Source organism: Streptomyces sp. CC208A (assembly GCF_030010625.1).
GTDB lineage: Bacteria > Actinomycetota > Actinomycetes > Streptomycetales > Streptomycetaceae > Streptomyces.
This window is the reverse complement of the sequence record NZ_JASCXN010000003.1, coordinates 89,393-104,702: the sequence shown is the minus strand read 5'-3', so window position 1 is coordinate 104,702 and position 15,310 is coordinate 89,393. Positions and strand designations below refer to the sequence as shown.

Genomic DNA, 15,310 nt, shown 5'->3' with positions numbered 1-15,310 from the left:
CGGCGGCAACCTTCCGGCAGCGACGTGGGAGCGCTCCCATCAAGGGACGCGGCACAGCCTGCATCAGGTCCCGGCAGGGCCCGCCGAGCCGCGACAGCCGGCCGGACCTCTTGGCGCACAACGAGCACCACCTTGGACGAGGAGAGTGGAATGCGCACTTCCAGCAGCAGACGCGGACGCCGTACGGCCGCCGCGGCGGTCGCCGCAGTGGTCACCGGCACGGTCCTGCTCACCGGTTGCGGGAGCGACAAGGACGACGAGGCCGGCGGGAAGGACGGCGGCAAGATCACGCTGCGGGTCGGCACCTTCGGTTCGTTCGGCTACGACAACAAGACCGGCGCGAAGCTCTACGCCGAGTACGAGCGGCTCCACCCGAACATCAGGATCGAGGAGTCGAACGTCTCCGACGGCCAGAAGTACTGGGACACCCTGAAGCTGCGCCTCTCCCAGAACAGCGGCGTCGCCGACATCCAGGCGATCGAGGTCGGCTACATCGCCGAGGCCACCGGCGAGAGCATGGCCGACAAGTGGGTCGACCTCGGCAAGGAGGGCGGCGCCGACACCTCCAAGTTCCTCGACTGGAAGGTCAAGCAGGCCACCACCGCCGACGGGAAGGTCATCGCCCTCGGCACCGACATCGGCCCGATGGCCATCTGCTACAACAAGGAGCTCTTCGCCAAGGCCAAGCTGCCCACCGTCCGCGAGGAGGTCGCCCAGCTCTGGAGCGGCGACTGGTCGAAGTTCGTCACGGTCGGCGAGACGTACCAGAAGAACGCCCCCGCCGGCACCGCCTTCCACGACTCCGCCAGCGGCCTGTTCAACGCGGTGCTCTCCAGCGACCCCGTCCAGTACGCCAACTCCTCCGGGCAGCTCGACTGGGAGAACAGCCCCGGCGTGAAGAAGGCCTGGGAGACCGCCGTCAAGGCGGCCCAGGGCGGACTCACCGCCAAGCTCCGCCAGTTCGACGAGAAGGGCACCTGGAACGCGGGCTTCAAGAACTCCAAGTTCGCCACCGTCGCCTGCCCGTCCTGGATGACCGGCATCATCAAGGACCAGGCAGGACCCGCCAACCAGGGCAAGTGGGACATCGCCGCGCCACCGGTCTCCGGCAACTGGGGCGGCTCCTTCCTCGCCGTGCCCAAGGCGAGCAAGCACGCCAAGGAGGCCGCCGAGCTCGCCGCCTGGCTGACCGCACCGGAGCAGCACGCCAAGGTCTTCGCGGTGAACGGCAACATCCCGTCCACCAAGGACACCCTCCTCTCCCCCGAGGTGCAGAACGCCAAGCTGCCGTACTTCGGCGACACCCCGGTCGGCAAGATCTTCTCCTCGGCGGCGGCCGGCATCCAGCCCGCCGTGATCAGCCGCTGGGACGGCCAGGTGAAGACCTTCCTCACCGACAACGGCATCCTCGACATCGAGCAGCGGGGCACCGACCCGGCCAAGGCCTGGGAGAACGTCAAGAAGCTGGTCGACGACAAGATCGACCAGTAGCGGGGACCGCGTGCCGGCCCGCCGCCTCCTCCTCCCGGCGGCGGGCCGGCACCGTCCGCACCACCGCACGCATCGACCTGGAAGGACGCCCCCGTGGCCACCTCCGTACGGGCGACGCAGGACGGCGCCCCGTCGCCCCCCGCACCGCCCTCCCCGCCCTCCCCGCGCGGTCGCCGCCGCCCCGGCCCGGGCGGCCTGCGCAGCACCTTCTACCGCTGGGACGTCAAGGCGGTCCCGTACGTCTTCATCGCCCCCTTCTTCCTCACCTTCGCCGCCTTCGGCCTCTTCCCGCTGCTCTACACCGGCTGGCTCTCGCTCAACCGGGTCGAGCTCGGCGGCACCCCCGAGTGGAGGGGTCTGGAGAACTACTCCTCCCTCGCCACCAGCGAGTTCTTCTGGAACGCCTTCCTCAACACCTTCACCATCGGGGTCATCTCCACCGTCCCGCAGCTGCTGATGGCCCTCGGCCTCGCACACCTGCTGAACTACAAGCTCCGTGGCCGCGGCTTCTTCCGGGTCGCGATCCTCGCCCCGTACGCCACCTCGATCGCGGCGGCGACCCTGGTCTTCGCCCAGCTGTTCAACACCGACTACGGGATGATCAACAGCGTCCTGGGCTGGGTCGGCCTCGACCCGGTCGACTGGAACACCGACAAGTGGCCGGCGCAGATCGCCATCTCGACCATCGTCACCTGGCGCTGGACCGGCTACAACGCGCTGATCTACCTGGCCGCCATGCAGGCCGTGCCGCAGGACCTCTACGAGGCCGCCTCGCTCGACGGGGCCTCCCGCTGGCGCCAGTTCATCAGCGTCACCATCCCCTCCATCCGGCCGACGATCTTCTTCACGATCATCGTCTCCACCATCGGCGCCACCCAGCTCTTCGGCGAGCCGATGCTCTTCGGCGGCAGCGTCGGCATCAGCGGCGGCAGCGGCCACCAGTTCCAGACGCTGAGCCTGCTGATGTACGAGAAGGGGTGGATCACCGGTTCGCTGGGCTCGGCCTCGGCGATCGCCTGGGTCATGCTGCTCCTGCTCCTGCTCATCGGCGCCGTCCAGGCCCTCGTCTCCCGCCGCAACCGCACGAAGCAGGGAGGCTGACCCATGGCCCGCACCCTCGAACCCACCGCGCCCGCGGAGCCCGGGGCCGCGCCCGCGCGCCCCGGCCGCCGCTTCCGTCAGGGCGCCGGCCGGCAGCACCACGCAGGCCCGTTCACCTACGTCCTCCTGGTCGTGGCGGCCTTCGTCTCCCTCTTCCCGCTGTACTGGAACCTCGTCGCCGCCTCGCACACCGGCGAGCGCGTGGTCCAGGCGCCCGCCCCGCTGCTGCCCGGTTCCCGGCTGCTCGACAACCTCAGCTTCGCCTGGGACCAGGTCGACATGGGCGAGGCGCTGATCAACACGACGGTCGTGGCGAGCCTGGTGGCCGGCTCCACCGTCCTCTTCTCGACGCTCGCCGGCTTCGCCTTCGCCAAACTGCCCTTCAAGGGCCGCGGCATGCTGCTCTCGCTCGTGGTCGCCACCATGACGATCCCGCCGCAGCTCAGCGTCATTCCGCTGTACCAGATCATCACCGACCTCGGCTGGTTCGACCAGCTCCAGTCGGTGGTCCTGCCCTCGCTCGTCGCGGCCTTCGGCGTCTTCTTCATGCGCCAGTTCCTCCTTGAGGCGCTGCCCGTCGAGCTGGTGGAGGCGGCCCGGATGGACGGGGCGCACAGCCTGCGGATCATCTGGCACGTCGTCTTCCCGGTCGCCCGGCCGGCCATGGCCGTGCTCGGCATGCTCGTCTTCGTCCAGGCGTGGAACGACTTCTTCTGGCCGTTCATCGCGCTCACCCCGGACGGCAACCCCACCCTCCAGGTCGCGCTCGCCGGGCTCGGCGCGGGCAACCACACGGTGGACCACGCGATCGTGCTGACCGGCGCGCTGATCTCGACCGTGCCGCTGCTGCTCGTCTTCGCCTTCCTGGGCAAGCACATCGTGGGCGGCATCACCGCCGGCGCGGTCAAGAGCTGACCGGCCCCGCCCCTCTCCGTACCGCCTTCACGTCGGCCGTCCGGGTCCGCCGCAGTCGCCGGACCCGGACGGGCCGACCCGTACCCCGCGTTGGGAGCGCTCTCCTATGACCGCGTCCGAAACCCGGCCGCTCACCGCCATCCGCCAGTTCCCCTCCGACTTCCTCTGGGGGGCGGCCACCGCCGCCTACCAGATCGAGGGGGCGGCCCGCGAGGACGGCCGCACCCCCTCCATCTGGGACACCTTCTCGCACACCCCCGGCAAGGTCTTCGAGGGCCATACCGGCGACGTGGCCGTCGACCACTACCACCGGTTCCGCGAGGACGTCGCCCTCATGGCCGAACTCGGCCTGAACGCCTACCGGTTCTCCGTCTCCTGGTCCCGGGTCCAGCCCACCGGCCGGGGCCCGGCCGTCCAGAAGGGCCTGGACTTCTACCGGGCCCTGGTGGACGAGCTGCTCGCCGCCGGCATCGAGCCGGCCCTCACCCTCTACCACTGGGACCTGCCGCAGGAGTTGGAGGACGCGGGCGGCTGGCCCGAGCGCGCCACGGCCGAGCGGTTCGCCGAGTACGCGGGGATCGTCGCCGGCGCCGTCGGCGACCGGGTCAAGCGGTGGACGACGCTCAACGAGCCCTGGTGCAGTGCCTTCCTCGGGTACGGCTCCGGGGTGCACGCCCCCGGCCGCACCGACCCGGTCGCCGCGCTGCGCGCCGCCCACCACCTCAACCTCGGCCACGGCCTCGCGGTCCAGGCGCTGCGCGCCGCCCTGCCGACGGACCGTCAGATCGCGGTCTCGCTCAACCTGCACGAGGTGCGGCCGCGCTCCGCCTCGGCCGAGGACCTGGAGGCGGCCCGCCGGATCGACGCGGTCGGCAACCGGGTCTGGCTCGGTCCGATGCTGGAGGGCGCCTACCCCGAGGACCTGATCGCCGACACCCGGCACCTCACCGACTGGTCCTTCGTCCAGGACGGCGACACGGCGACGGCGAACCAGCCGCTGGACTTCCTGGCCATCAACTACTACGCGCCGACGCTGGTGGCGCACGTCGCCGAGGGCGAGGAGAAGCCGCAGGACGACGGGCACGGCGACAGCGCCCACTCGCCGTGGCCGGGCGCCGACTCGGTCGCCTTCCACCGCGCGCCCGGCGAGCGGACGGCGATGGGCTGGCCGGTCGACCCGAGCGGCCTGTACGACCTGCTGCGCCGGACCTCGGAGGCGTACCCGGGGCTGCCGCTGGTGATCAGCGAGAACGGTGCCGCGTACGAGGACGTGGTCGGCGAGGACGGCGGGGTGCACGACCCCGAGCGCACCGCGTACGTCCACGCGCACCTGGAGGCGGTGCACCGGGCGATGGCCGACGGCATCGACGTGCGCGGCTACTTCCTGTGGTCGCTGCTCGACAACTTCGAGTGGGCGTACGGCTATGCGAAGCGGTTCGGTATGGTCCACGTCGACTACGACACCCTGGTGCGCACCCCGAAGACCAGCGCCCGCTGGTACGCGCGGGTGGCGCGCTCGGGCGAGCTGCACGCGCCCGACGCGGTCTGAGCGGACGTGGAAGAGGGCCGTGCCGGTTCACCGGCACGGCCCTCAGCGCTTCTTGAGCGTCTGTCAGATGTCGACCACACGGTAGCCGATGACGTAGATGCCGCCGGAGCCCTCGACGGTGCGCCACTGGGTCTCCGCGCCGACCTCGCTGCCGGTGACGAGGGTGGCGCCGAGCTTGTCGTCGCTGCTGGTGGAGTCGTAGTCCCACAGGGTCAGGGTGCGGGCCTGCTCCTTGCCGAGGATGAGGGTGGCGCTGCCGTTGCCGTCCGCCATGGAGCGGACGTAACCGGTGCCCATGGTCTGGTACTTGAGGCCGTTGCCCGGCCAGACCTTGACGGCGTTGCCGTTGGCGTCGGTGATCTTGAGGTAGGCCTCGTCGTGGTCGCCCTCGCTGTTCTTCTGGCAGTGCAGCTCGAAGAGTTCGATCAGCACGTAGTCGATCGGCTCGGCGTGGGCGGTGCCGGCGAAGGCGCCGAGGCTGCCGAGCCCGAGGAGGGTGGTGACGGCGAGGCGTGCGATCCGGTTCTTGCGCATGGTGGGTGTCCCCCGAAGGTGTGCGTTCCTGTTTTCCGTTCCGTGCCGTTCCCCCGGCACGTCCCTCACTGTGCCGCCCCTCCCCTGTTCCGTTCTACGCGCGTTCCGCTGAACGGAACGCGCGAAGGAGGAAGTTGACGGGAGGAGGTCAGGGGGCGAGTGCGGCGGGCGGGACGGCACGGTGCGGTACGCCCCGGGCCAGGGCGCGGCCGAGCGCGGCCCCGGCGGCGGCGACGGCCTCGGCGAGGACGTCGAGCCGCCGTCCGGACGGCACCATGGCGGCGAGCGCGGCGACGGTACGCCCGTCCCGGCCGCGTACCGGGAAGGCGGCGCAGCAGACGCCGTCCATCACGTCCTCGCGGTCGAGGACGGCGCCGCCCCGGAGGGGTCCGCGCAGGGCGTGTCCGGCGGCGGTGTCGAGCCGGAAGGCGGTGCCGTTCCGTACCGGCACCAGGGGTTCGAGCTCGCCCGGGGCCGAGGCGACGACGAGGGCCTGGTCCTCGCGCAGGACGGCGAGGACGACGCTGGCGCCGGTCGCGGCCCGCAGCCGTTGCACCGGCGGCCGGGCGGCGAGCCGCAGGCCCGGGTGCGGCTCCCAGCCCTGGCCGAGCCGGTAGAGCTGGGGGCCGACGCGGTAGCGGGAGCCGTGCCGCTCCACCGCGCCGAGGGTGACGAGCTGGTCGAGCAGGCGGTGGGCGCTGCCCTTGGGCACCCCGCAGGCGAGGGCGAGTTCGGTGACGCCCGCCTCGTCGCCGCACCGGCGCAGCGCGCCGAGCAGGGCGAAGGCCCCTTCGAGCACGCCCCGGCCGCGTCCCGGCCGGTCCGGTCCTGCCACCCGTGGCGGGTCGTCGGGTCTCGGTCTTGTCCCGTGGTCCATGGGTCGGGTCTCCCTGTTCTCTCCGCCCGGCCGTCGTCCCCCGGTGGCGCGGCTCCGGACGCCCTCCCACGATGCCGCAGACCCGGACGTGTCACCGAAGGGTTCGGCGCCGGTGCGTCGCGGCCGGGTCACCGGGGGCGGTGGTTAGGCTGGCCCGCCGTGACGTCCGTACGACTCCGCCGGCGCGCCGCGGTCTCCTGTGCCGCGCTGGTCGCGGCCCTCCTCGTCTCCGCGCCCGCGCCCGCGGCCCCCGCTCCCACCGCGCTGACGGTGATCGCCCACCGGGGCGCGTCCTCGGCGGCCCCGGAGAACACGCTGGTGGCGGGCGAGGTGGCGCGGCGGGGCGGGGCGGAGTGGATCGAGAGCGACGTCCGGCCGAGCCGGGACGGGGTGCCGTACGTGATGCACGACGCCACGGTGGACCGGACGACCGACGGTACGGGTCCGGTGCGGTCGCTGACCTCGGCGCAGCTGGACGCGCTGGACGCCGGTTCCTGGTTCGCCCCGGCCTACGCGGGCGCCCGGGTGCCGACGCTGGCGGCGCAGCTGGCGGATCTGCGGGTGCGGGGCGGGCGGCTGCTCCTGGAGGTCAAGGGGTGGCACTCGCGGGCGGAGGTGGAGCGGATCGTGCGGGACGTGCGGGAGCAGCGGATGGCGGACCGGGTGGTGGTGCAGAGCTTCGACGCGGCGTCGCTGCGCCAGGTGCGGGAGCTGGCGCCGGAGTTGCCGCTGGCGCTGCTGCGGGACCGGCTCGACGCGGATCCGGTGGCGGTGGCCCGGGAGCTGGGGCTGACCGGGTACCACGTGTCGGACGGAGCGCTGTCGGCCCGTCCGGGGGTGGTGGCGGAGCTGCGCGCGGCGGGGGTGGCGGTGAACGTGTGGACCGTGGACGATCCGGCGCGCTGGCGGGTGCTGGCGGGGCTCGGTGTGGACGGGGTGATCACCGATCGTCCGGCGGAGCTGGCGGGGTGGAACGCGGCCCGGGCCGGGGCGCGCTGAGGGCCGGGTCCGTCCGGGAGGACGGGCCCGGCCCCGGACCGGCCACGCAGGGGATCAGACGCGGTCGGCGGCGATCAGCACGTACTGGAAGGAGCCGTCCTTGTACGACTCGATGAACGCCTCCTCGATGCCGGTGACCAGCGACGAGGTGGCGCGCAGCTCCCAGTAGGGCAGCGTGTCGGGGGTCAGGTCGATCACGGCCTGGGGCACCAGGCGGTTGTCGGCCATCGCCTTGAGGTACTCGCGGCGCGAGTGGATGTTGCACTCGAAGTGGGCGTTGATCTGGGAGACCCACTTGGAGGGCTGGCCGTACTTGGGGTTCCAGCAGCCGGTGATGGTGACGTAGCGGCCGCCGACCTTGAGGAAGCGGGCGTGCTCGGCCATGAGGTCGTCGAGGTCGACGTACATGCTGGACTCGTTGTTCCAGGAGGCCGCGATGGAGCCCTTCTCGAACGGGGTGTCGAGCATGTTGCAGACCTGGGCGCGGACGTGGCTGTCGATGCCGAGTTCGCGGGCGCGCTTGTTGCCGAAGTCGGCCTGGGTGGAGGAGAGGGTGACGCCCTCGACCTTGCAGCCGAAGCGCTGGTGGGCCATGACGCTCGATCCGCCGCGTCCGCAGCCGGCGTCGACGAGGGTGTCGGCGGCGGTGATCGGGCCGAGGTGGTCGAGGAGGACCTCGGTCTGGGCGGACTCGAGGCGGTGCAGTTCGGCGATCAGCTTCTTCTCGTACTCGCTGTCCTCGGGGGTGCCGAGGGAGGCGTGGTCGACGGCGCCGATGCCGTAGTGGTGGTGGTAGAGGCCGTCCACGTCACCGAGGCGCAGGTTCACGGGCCGGGCCTCGGCGTTCCAGTAGCGGGCGATGTCGCCCTGGTACGGGGTCGCCGGGCCGGGGATGGTCATGGCGGCGTCGGGGGCGGTCAGCTCGGTGGTCACAGAGGAATCCATTTCTTGGCGGAAGGTGCTTACCAGAAGTCGGGCAGGCTGTAGCGGAACGTGTTGGTCTGGTGCCAGTAGTGGTTGCCGTCGACCCAGGTGGCGACGCCCTTGAGGAAGCGCAGCATGGTGGGGACGGGGCAGGTGGCGGCCAGTTCGGCGGCGGCGGCCTCGAAGGCGTGCATGAGGTCGTTGTGGACCTCGACCGCCTTGAGGTAGGCGTCGCGTTCGGAGAGCTTCTCGCGCTCCGCGAGCACCACCGGCAGGTTGAGGTGGGTGCCGGGGCTCGCGAGTTCCTTGGTGTACGAGTACAGGTCGTTGACGATGGTGGTCGCGTTGCCCGCGAGGGCGATGACCCGCTGTGTCTCAGGCCTGGCGTGGAGGTCCGCCGGCAGTTCGTAGCCGCCGACGGTGTCGGTGATGGTGGGGCAGGGGCGGAAGTTGTTGAACTGGCGCATGGCCAGGTACTCCCACACCTCCGGCATGTGGCCGGTCTCGGCCCAGGCCGCCTCGGCGAGGTAGCCCATGTGGAGGCGGGCCATGTCGTGGCGGAAGCGGTCCGCCTGGGAGGGCGAGGCCGCGCGGACGAAGTACTCCATGGCGGAGCGGTAGGCGCGGCGCGGGGCGTCCGAGCCGAGGGACTCCGCCCACCCCGGGGCGTACTCCGGGGTGGTGTGGAGGGGGTCGAGCGCGGTGTGGGCCATGAGGAGGCGGCCGCCGAGGCCGATCGGCGAGCCGCCGTGGTCCTCGCAGTAGCAGTCGTCGACGGCGTTCTCCGCGACCATGAGCCGGGTGGCGAGCATGACGTGGTCGACGGTCGGGGCGTCGGGGTGGCAGGCCACCATGTAGCGCCCGACGGAGAAGCCGTCGAACTGGCCTTCCCATTCCTCCGGGTAGAGCTGGACCTCGTCGACGGCCCAGTCCTTGATCCGGCGGCTGACCTCGTCCACCCGGGCGGGGTCGGGGTCGGGGATCGGGTGGAAGTAGAGGCCCGGGATGGGCCGGCCCTCCGCCGCCGAGGGGGCGGCGGGCGGCTCCGGCTCCGTCAGGGGGCCGGGTTCCCCGTCCGGCACCGGGACCGGTGCCGGACGGGCGAACGAGACGCTGGCCGTGCCGAGCCCGCTGGGTCCGCCGGGGATCCAGCGCGGTGCGGCCTCAGGGGCCGGGGCCTCGGCGGCCGGGCCGGCGAGGGCCCGGGCGAGGACGTCGGCCCCGAGACGGGCCGCCGGGGCCGGGAGGCCCGTCGGCAGGGGGGAGGACCCGGGGTCGGGCATCCGTGGCTCCTTGCTGCGTGGGGTGGGCTGTCCCGGGTCCGGGACGGAGGAGGGGGTCAGTCGCGGCGGCGGGCGATCTGCACGTTCTCCATCACGCCGAGGGCGTCGGGGACGAGGACGGCGGCGGAGTAGTAGGTGGTGACGAGGTACGACATGATCGCCTGCTCGCTGATGCCCATGAAGCGGACGGACAGGCCGGGCTCGTACTCCTCCGGGATGCCGGTCTGGCGCAGGCCGATGACGCCCTGGTTCTCCTCGCCGGTACGCATGGCGATGATGGAGCTGGTCTGCTCCTTGGTGATCGGGATCTTGTTGCAGGGCAGGATCGGGACGCCGCGCCAGGCCGGGACGGACTGGCCGCCGAGGTCGACGTGGTCCGGGTAGAGGCCGCGGGCGTTGAACTCGCGGCCGATGGCGGCGATGGTGCGCGGGTGGGCGAGGAAGAGCTTGGTGCCCCGGCGGCGGGAGAGCAGCTCGTCCATGTCGTCCGGGGTGGGCGGGCCGGAGTGGGTCTGGATGCGCTGCTTGAAGTCGGCGTTGTGGAGGAGGCCGAACTCGCGGTTGTTGACGAGCTCGTACTCCTGGCGCTCGCGGAGGGCCTCGATGGTCAGGCGGAGCTGTTCCTCCGTCTGGTTCATCGGGCCGTTGTAGAGGTCGGCGACGCGGGTGTGGACCTTCAGGACGGTCTGGGCGACGGAGAGTTCGTACTCGCGCGGCTTGAGCTCGTAGTCCACGAAGGCGCCGGGGAGCACGGCCTCGCCGACGTGGCCGGCGGACATGGCGATCTCGGCCTCGCCGTGCTTGTTCTGCGCCTGCTCGGGGAGGCTGCTGAACTCCTCGATGTGGGCCTGGAGGGCCGGGGAGCCGGCCATCACGGCGGCGAAGTCGGCGCGGGAGAGGGTGAGGAGGGTGCCGGCGGTCTCGGCGGTGGCGGTGTAGTCCCAGGTGGCGTCGGCGTCGAGGAGGGCGTTCTCGCCGAAGCGGTCGCCGTCGCCGAGGACGGCGACGGTGATGTCGTCACCGTAGGGGCCTTCGGAGGTCTGGGTGATGCGGCCGTGCGCGAGGAGGTGGATCTCGCCGGCCGCGTTGCCGCGGGTGACGATGATGTCGCCGGCGGAGAAGTCCCGCTGGACACAGCGGCCGGCGAGCGCGGTGAGCACCTCGTCGTCCTCGAAGCCGCGCAGCAGGGCGAGTTCGCCGAGCTCGCGGGGGATGACGCGGACGGTGGCGCCGTCCTGGACGAACTCCACGCGGCCGTCGCCGACGGTGTAGCTGAGCCGGCGGTTGACCCGGTAGGCGCCGCCCTTGGTCTCGACCCAGGGGAGCATCCGCAGCAGCCAGCGGGAGGTGATCTCCTGCATCTGCGGGACGGACTTGGTGGTGGTGGCGAGGTTCCGCGCGGCGTGGGTGCTGAGGGACTGCTGCGGGGGCGCCGCCTGGGCTTCCGGGCTGGTGTCGACGGTCATCGGACCGGGCTCTCCTTCGAGCTGAGGGTGGTGACCGGGCACGGCGGCACGCCGGACCCGTCGTCGGGGAGGAGGAATGGGGCGTCTGGTCATCCGTTGGTCATCCGTCCAGACGCGGGGAACAGTAGTGGCCCGTCAGCGCGGCCCGCCCGGGGAGACGGGGGGCATTACCTCGATGCGGTGATCTTGTTTCGGTGCTGGTTTACCGGCCGACCCGTTGGCTTTCCGCCACGGTGTCCGGGGGTACGGCGGCATGTGGGCCGGTGGGGGCGACGGGGTCGGTCGGCGCCCCGATCGGATGGCACGCGTTCCGGCCACGTCGGGCCCGGCCGCCCTCCCTTGACAATCCGTTCCTGCCGTCACACAAGTCAACCGGCGGCGTCAACGCGGCCCCTCCCGAGGCCCCGGGGCTTCCCCCAGGACCTCGCCCACCCCCTCCCCCGCCCCCTCAACTCCGTTTTGGTGAAAGGGGTTTCGCGAGGCGGCGAAGGGCGTGCTGTGCAGGTGCACAAGTCGGCCGGCGCAGGACTGGGCTCCTGGGCACAGACACGCGGGGCGGGCCGCTCCACCATGTCCCTGGCCACGGTCGCGAGGACGCGCGACCGTACGGAAGCACGGAGGAGTTCCCATGCCAGGGAGAAGGAGCCGTCTGCTCGGCGGCGTATTGCTCGCCGTCCTGCTGGCGCTCGGCATGACACCGGCCGCCGCGGCCGGTACCGCCGCCGCGACGACGGGCGGCGGCATTCCGTCGGTGGGCACCGCCTGGGACCGGTCGGGTCCGTACGAGGTGGAGGTCGACATCGAGGTGGTGCACACCTTCTACCGCCCGCGGGACATGGGGCGGACGGGTGAGCGGCACCCGGTGGTGATCTGGGGGAACGGTACGGGGGCGGTGCCCGGGATCTACAGCTCGCTGCTGCGGCACTGGGCGAGCCACGGCTTCATCGTCGCCGCGGCCAACACGCCCACCTCGAACTTCGCGATCAGCATGCGGGCGGGGATCGACGTCCTGGAGCGGCGGAACGCCGATCCGGACAGCGTGTACTTCGGGAAGGTGGATCTGGAGCACATCGGCTCGGCGGGCCATTCGCAGGGCGGGGCGGCGGCGGTGAACGCGGCGGTCGACGCCCGCGTGGACACGGCCGTCCCGATCCAGCCGGGGCCGCTGACCGACCCCGACCTCATCGACGTACCGGTCTTCTACCTGGCCGGGCAGCGGGACCTGACGGTGTGGCCGGCCCTGGTCAAGGCGATGTACCGGGACTCGGGCCATCTGCCCGCCGTGTACGGGGAGGTGCGGGGCGCCGGCCATCTGTCGTCCATCGGGGACGGCGGGGACTTCCGTGCCCCGACGACCGCGTGGCTGCGGTTCTGGCTGATGGGCGACGAGAACGCGCGCGGCTTCTTCTTCGGCCCTTCCTGCGTCTACTGCGGGGACGACGTGCTGTGGTCCGACTGGCGGCGCAACGAGCGGGCACGGGCGGTCCCGGGTCCTGGCGGCGTCTGACGGCACACACGGCGTATGACGGCGTATGACGGCGTCAGCGCCGAACCCCCCGCGACCGGCCCGACTACCATGGGGCCGGTCGCGGGGTCGGTGGGGAGGGCAGGGACGCATGCGTCGGCTCGGGGAGTTGGAGGCGGAGATCATGGACCGCTTCTGGCGGTGGCGGCGCCCCGCCACCGTGCGCGAGATCGTCGACGACCTCAACCGCCACCGCACCCTCGCCTACACCACGGTCACCACGGTGACCGGCATCCTCTTCCACAAGGGCCACCTCACCCGCACCCGCGAGGGCCGGATCTGGCTCTACCGGGCCGCCGCCACCCGCGAGGCGTACGCCGCCGCCCTCATGGAGGACGCCCTGGGCGCCGGCGAGGACCGCACGGCCACCCTGACCCGCTTCGTGGAGAACCTCGACGCCGCCGGGGTCGCCGCGCTGCGCACCGCGCTGCGGGAGGCCGAGCACCCGAAGGACACGCCTAGCGCTTGAGCCGGGCGTCCAGCCATTCGAGGACCTCGGGGGTCACCGGGTCCACGAGGTCGGCGAACTCCTCGTGCTTCTTCAGGAACTTGGCGACGTACGGGCAGACCGGCACGATCCGCATCCCCGAGGCGCGCACGTCGTTCAGCGCCTGTTCGACGAGGATCCCGGCGAGCCCCTGCCCCGCGTAGGCGTCGTCGACCTCGGTGTGGAAGAACACCCGCCGGTCGTCGCGGTCCCGGTACGCGGTGAGCCCGGCCCGCACCCCGTCGACGAGGATCTCGTACCGGTGCCGTTCGTCGACACGGCGGACGGCGGGGCTGGTGGTCTGCTCGCTCATGGGCGGCCTTTCGGGGCGGGGTCCGGGGGCGCTTCACCCTAACTCCCCGTTCGCCCGCCGGGGAGTTCTAGGCGCGGAGCCGGACCTCCACGCGGCCGTCGACGATCCGGGTGTCGAAGGCGGGCTGCGGGGCGGTGGCGGGTCCTGTGACGTTCCAGCCGTCGTCGAGGCGGAAGGTGCTGCCGTGCCAGGGGCAGACGAGGCAGCCGTCGACGACCTCGCCGTCGGCCAGCGGCCCGGCCATGTGGCTGCACCGTTCCGCGAGGGCACGGACCGTGTCGTCGTCGGTGCGGACGAGGACCACGGCCGTCTCGCCGACGTGGCCGCGGTGCGGCCGGCCGGGCGGGAGGTCGGCCAGGGCCGCCACCGGATGCCAGCCGGGCGGGGTGAGCGCGGGGACCTGTTCGGCGTGGTTGGTCCCGGCGGCCTGCCGGTAGGCGAGGTGTCCGCCGAGGGCGCCGCCCACCGAGACGGCGGCGAGGCCGCCGAAGCCCCAGAGCCGGCCGCGCCGGTGGTGGCCGCGGCACCGGGCCGTGAGGGACACTGCGTAGCAGATCACGCCCACGTTGTTGGCGGCGGCGTGCACGAGTCCCACCCGCAGCTGCGGCCGCCGCATCTCGGCCCAGTCGACCCAGCCGGCGAGGGCCGTGGGACCCGCCCCCGCGAGCCCGGCGCCGACGAGCAGCCGCGCCGCGCGCTGTCCGCCGGGTACGAGGTCGAGCACGGCGGCCGACAGCCACGCGCCGAGCGGGAACTGCACCAGCAGGGGGTGCACGGGGTGGCCGAGCCAGCGGCCGTGCAGCCCGTCGCGCGCGGCGCCGAGCGGCAGGCGCCGTACGGTTCCCCGCAGGGCGTCGGCGAGGCCGTCGGCCCGTGGGGACTTCTCCAGTCGGTCCATCGCCCTCAGCACACGGCCGGGCCCCTCCTCGGCGGAGGGGAGGGCCGACCGCAGGGCATGCGGAAAGGTCTTCATGCCGCGCGTGTAACCCGGTGGCGGCGTCCGAAACCGGCTTACGGGGACGGCTGTTCCGGTGGGCGGCGGGTAGACGCGGACCGAGAGGAACGACCGGGCGGAAGGACGGTGAGGGCGATGCGCGGACTTCTTCGGCCCGGGGCGACCGACACGGGCGCGGGCTGCCGACGCAGGCTCACCGATGAGGAGTTCAGGACCCTGATGCGGGAGGCCAGATCCGAGGCGCGGCGTCGCTTCCTGGGCCGGCCGCCGCCGGACGAGGCCGATTTCGCGCTCCGCACGCAGCACGCCGAGTTCGGCGCCGCGGCCCACTGAGCGGGCGGCGGGACAGGAGGAGTACGCGATCGGGTGAAGCCGGTACGGCGCGCGGCCCCGCGTCTCGGGGCCGCGCGCCCGTCATGGGCAGGGCGAGGCCCATGGCGGTGACCCCCGGGAGGCGTACGGCGAGGGCGCTCCCCTACGCGGCCGGCGTGCTGCTGGCCGCGTTCCTGCTGAGCGGCCGCGGGGCGCTCGCGGCGCGCGAGGACGGCGCGACCGGCGCCGGACGGCGGTTCGCCGCCGCCGTCGCGGCCGGGGACCACCGCACCGCCTGCGCGCTGCTCGCCCCCGAGACCCGCGACCGGGTCGAGGAGGACGCGCAGGCCCCGTGCGGGCCCGGGCTGCGCGAGGCGGAGCTGCCGACGGCCGGCCTCCCGCGCGGGGTCGACGTCTACGGGAGCGAGGCGCTGCCGCGGATGACCGGCGACACGCTGTTCCTGTCGCTGTTCGACGCGGGCCGGCTGGTCACGGCGGCCGGCTGCGAGCCGCAGGGCGGCGGGGACGAACCGTACCGCTGCTCGGTGCGGGGAGGCTGAACGGGCTCGGCCCGGGGCC

The 15,310-nt window shown here is 72.7% G+C and carries 16 protein-coding genes; 9 read left to right on the top strand and 7 right to left on the bottom strand.

The features are described from left to right. Positions 1-150: 150 nt before the first annotated feature. The 4 genes from QK442_RS04900 to QK442_RS04885 all read left to right on the top strand — a co-directional run bounded on the left by QK442_RS04900 (position 151) and on the right by QK442_RS04885 (position 5,056). Positions 151-1,491, top strand: a complete 1,341-nt coding sequence (locus tag QK442_RS04900; RefSeq protein WP_282692560.1) for an ABC transporter substrate-binding protein — start codon at positions 151-153, stop codon at positions 1,489-1,491. A 93-nt stretch (positions 1,492-1,584) separates the two neighbouring features. Then, a complete protein-coding gene (locus QK442_RS04895) occupies positions 1,585-2,592 on the top strand; it encodes a sugar ABC transporter permease (RefSeq protein ID WP_282692559.1) in 1,008 nt (335 codons plus the stop codon). 3 nt (positions 2,593-2,595) lie between these two features. Further along, positions 2,596-3,507: a carbohydrate ABC transporter permease gene (locus tag QK442_RS04890; protein WP_282692558.1), complete on the top strand. Its 912-nt coding sequence runs from the start codon at positions 2,596-2,598 to the stop codon at positions 3,505-3,507. A 106-nt stretch (positions 3,508-3,613) separates the two neighbouring features. Further along, complete coding sequence (locus QK442_RS04885) at positions 3,614-5,056, top strand: GH1 family beta-glucosidase (RefSeq protein ID WP_282692557.1); 1,443 nt, start codon at positions 3,614-3,616, stop codon at positions 5,054-5,056. Between the two features lie 63 nt (positions 5,057-5,119). On the opposite strand, the gene QK442_RS04880 is transcribed toward QK442_RS04885, so the two are convergent. Together QK442_RS04880 and QK442_RS04875 are read right to left on the bottom strand one after the other, a co-directional pair. After that, on the bottom strand, positions 5,120-5,590 hold the full coding sequence (locus QK442_RS04880) for a hypothetical protein (protein WP_282692556.1): 471 nt from the start codon (positions 5,588-5,590) through the stop codon (positions 5,120-5,122). Positions 5,591-5,738: 148 nt separating this feature from the next. Next, positions 5,739-6,425, bottom strand: coding sequence for a helix-turn-helix domain-containing protein (locus tag QK442_RS04875; protein WP_282692555.1), 687 nt, complete (start codon positions 6,423-6,425; stop codon positions 5,739-5,741). 201 nt (positions 6,426-6,626) lie between these two features. Here QK442_RS04875 and QK442_RS04870 point away from each other — a divergent pair, with 201 nt between their 5' ends. Beyond that, the gene (locus tag QK442_RS04870; RefSeq protein WP_282692554.1) at positions 6,627-7,466 is read left to right on the top strand and encodes a glycerophosphodiester phosphodiesterase family protein; all 840 of its coding nucleotides are present in this window, start codon (positions 6,627-6,629) and stop codon (positions 7,464-7,466) included. A 54-nt stretch (positions 7,467-7,520) separates the two neighbouring features. On the opposite strand, the gene QK442_RS04865 is transcribed toward QK442_RS04870, so the two are convergent. Genes QK442_RS04865 through QK442_RS04855 form a run of 3 tightly spaced genes read right to left on the bottom strand, consistent with a single transcriptional unit; the run spans position 7,521 to position 11,139 of the window. Next, complete coding sequence (locus QK442_RS04865) at positions 7,521-8,399, bottom strand: geranyl diphosphate 2-C-methyltransferase (RefSeq protein ID WP_282692553.1); 879 nt, start codon at positions 8,397-8,399, stop codon at positions 7,521-7,523. A 29-nt stretch (positions 8,400-8,428) separates the two neighbouring features. Then, positions 8,429-9,673, bottom strand: coding sequence for a family 2 encapsulin nanocompartment cargo protein terpene cyclase (locus tag QK442_RS04860; protein ID WP_282692552.1), 1,245 nt, complete (start codon positions 9,671-9,673; stop codon positions 8,429-8,431). Between the two features lie 56 nt (positions 9,674-9,729). Continuing rightward, positions 9,730-11,139 carry a family 2B encapsulin nanocompartment shell protein gene (locus QK442_RS04855; RefSeq protein WP_282692551.1) on the bottom strand — a complete coding sequence of 470 codons (1,410 nt, stop codon included), beginning with the start codon at positions 11,137-11,139 and terminating at the stop codon, positions 9,730-9,732. 628 nt (positions 11,140-11,767) lie between these two features. Here QK442_RS04855 and QK442_RS04850 point away from each other — a divergent pair. Together QK442_RS04850 and QK442_RS04845 are read left to right on the top strand one after the other, a co-directional pair. Beyond that, positions 11,768-12,646: an acetylxylan esterase gene (locus QK442_RS04850; RefSeq protein ID WP_282692550.1), complete on the top strand. Its 879-nt coding sequence runs from the start codon at positions 11,768-11,770 to the stop codon at positions 12,644-12,646. A gap of 109 nt (positions 12,647-12,755) precedes the next feature. Beyond that, the gene (locus QK442_RS04845) at positions 12,756-13,133 is read left to right on the top strand and encodes a BlaI/MecI/CopY family transcriptional regulator (RefSeq protein ID WP_282692549.1); all 378 of its coding nucleotides are present in this window, start codon (positions 12,756-12,758) and stop codon (positions 13,131-13,133) included. On the opposite strand, the gene QK442_RS04840 is transcribed toward QK442_RS04845, so the two are convergent. Continuing rightward, positions 13,123-13,464 carry a GNAT family N-acetyltransferase gene (locus tag QK442_RS04840; protein WP_282692548.1) on the bottom strand — a complete coding sequence of 114 codons (342 nt, stop codon included), beginning with the start codon at positions 13,462-13,464 and terminating at the stop codon, positions 13,123-13,125. The two genes, QK442_RS04845 and QK442_RS04840, sit on opposite strands and share 11 nt — an antisense overlap. A gap of 67 nt (positions 13,465-13,531) precedes the next feature. Then, on the bottom strand, positions 13,532-14,437 hold the full coding sequence (locus tag QK442_RS04835) for a Rieske (2Fe-2S) protein (protein ID WP_282692547.1): 906 nt from the start codon (positions 14,435-14,437) through the stop codon (positions 13,532-13,534). 117 nt (positions 14,438-14,554) lie between these two features. Between QK442_RS04835 and QK442_RS04830 the strand changes: the two genes are divergently transcribed. After that, positions 14,555-14,752: a hypothetical protein gene (locus QK442_RS04830; RefSeq protein ID WP_282692546.1), complete on the top strand. Its 198-nt coding sequence runs from the start codon at positions 14,555-14,557 to the stop codon at positions 14,750-14,752. Between the two features lie 101 nt (positions 14,753-14,853). After that, positions 14,854-15,291 carry a hypothetical protein gene (locus QK442_RS04825; RefSeq protein ID WP_282692545.1) on the top strand — a complete coding sequence of 146 codons (438 nt, stop codon included), beginning with the start codon at positions 14,854-14,856 and terminating at the stop codon, positions 15,289-15,291. Positions 15,292-15,310: the final 19 nt, after the last annotated feature.

Bases quoted from the DNA above. Each gene is read 5' to 3' on its own strand.
- QK442_RS04900 (WP_282692560.1), top strand. From the start codon at position 151: ATGCGCACTTCCAGCAGCAGACGCGGACGCCGTACGGCCGCCGCGGCG.
- QK442_RS04890 (WP_282692558.1), top strand. From the start codon at position 2,596: ATGGCCCGCACCCTCGAACCCACCGCGCCCGCGGAGCCCGGGGCCGCG.
- QK442_RS04885 (WP_282692557.1), top strand. From the start codon at position 3,614: ATGACCGCGTCCGAAACCCGGCCGCTCACCGCCATCCGCCAGTTCCCC.
- QK442_RS04880 (WP_282692556.1), bottom strand. From the start codon at position 5,590: ATGCGCAAGAACCGGATCGCACGCCTCGCCGTCACCACCCTCCTCGGG.
- QK442_RS04860 (WP_282692552.1), bottom strand. From the start codon at position 9,673: ATGCCCGACCCCGGGTCCTCCCCCCTGCCGACGGGCCTCCCGGCCCCG.
- QK442_RS04855 (WP_282692551.1), bottom strand. From the start codon at position 11,139: ATGACCGTCGACACCAGCCCGGAAGCCCAGGCGGCGCCCCCGCAGCAG.
- QK442_RS04850 (WP_282692550.1), top strand. From the start codon at position 11,768: ATGCCAGGGAGAAGGAGCCGTCTGCTCGGCGGCGTATTGCTCGCCGTC.
- QK442_RS04845 (WP_282692549.1), top strand. From the start codon at position 12,756: ATGCGTCGGCTCGGGGAGTTGGAGGCGGAGATCATGGACCGCTTCTGG.
- QK442_RS04840 (WP_282692548.1), bottom strand. From the start codon at position 13,464: ATGAGCGAGCAGACCACCAGCCCCGCCGTCCGCCGTGTCGACGAACGG.
- QK442_RS04835 (WP_282692547.1), bottom strand. From the start codon at position 14,437: ATGAAGACCTTTCCGCATGCCCTGCGGTCGGCCCTCCCCTCCGCCGAG.
- QK442_RS04830 (WP_282692546.1), top strand. From the start codon at position 14,555: ATGCGCGGACTTCTTCGGCCCGGGGCGACCGACACGGGCGCGGGCTGC.
- QK442_RS04825 (WP_282692545.1), top strand. From the start codon at position 14,854: ATGGCGGTGACCCCCGGGAGGCGTACGGCGAGGGCGCTCCCCTACGCG.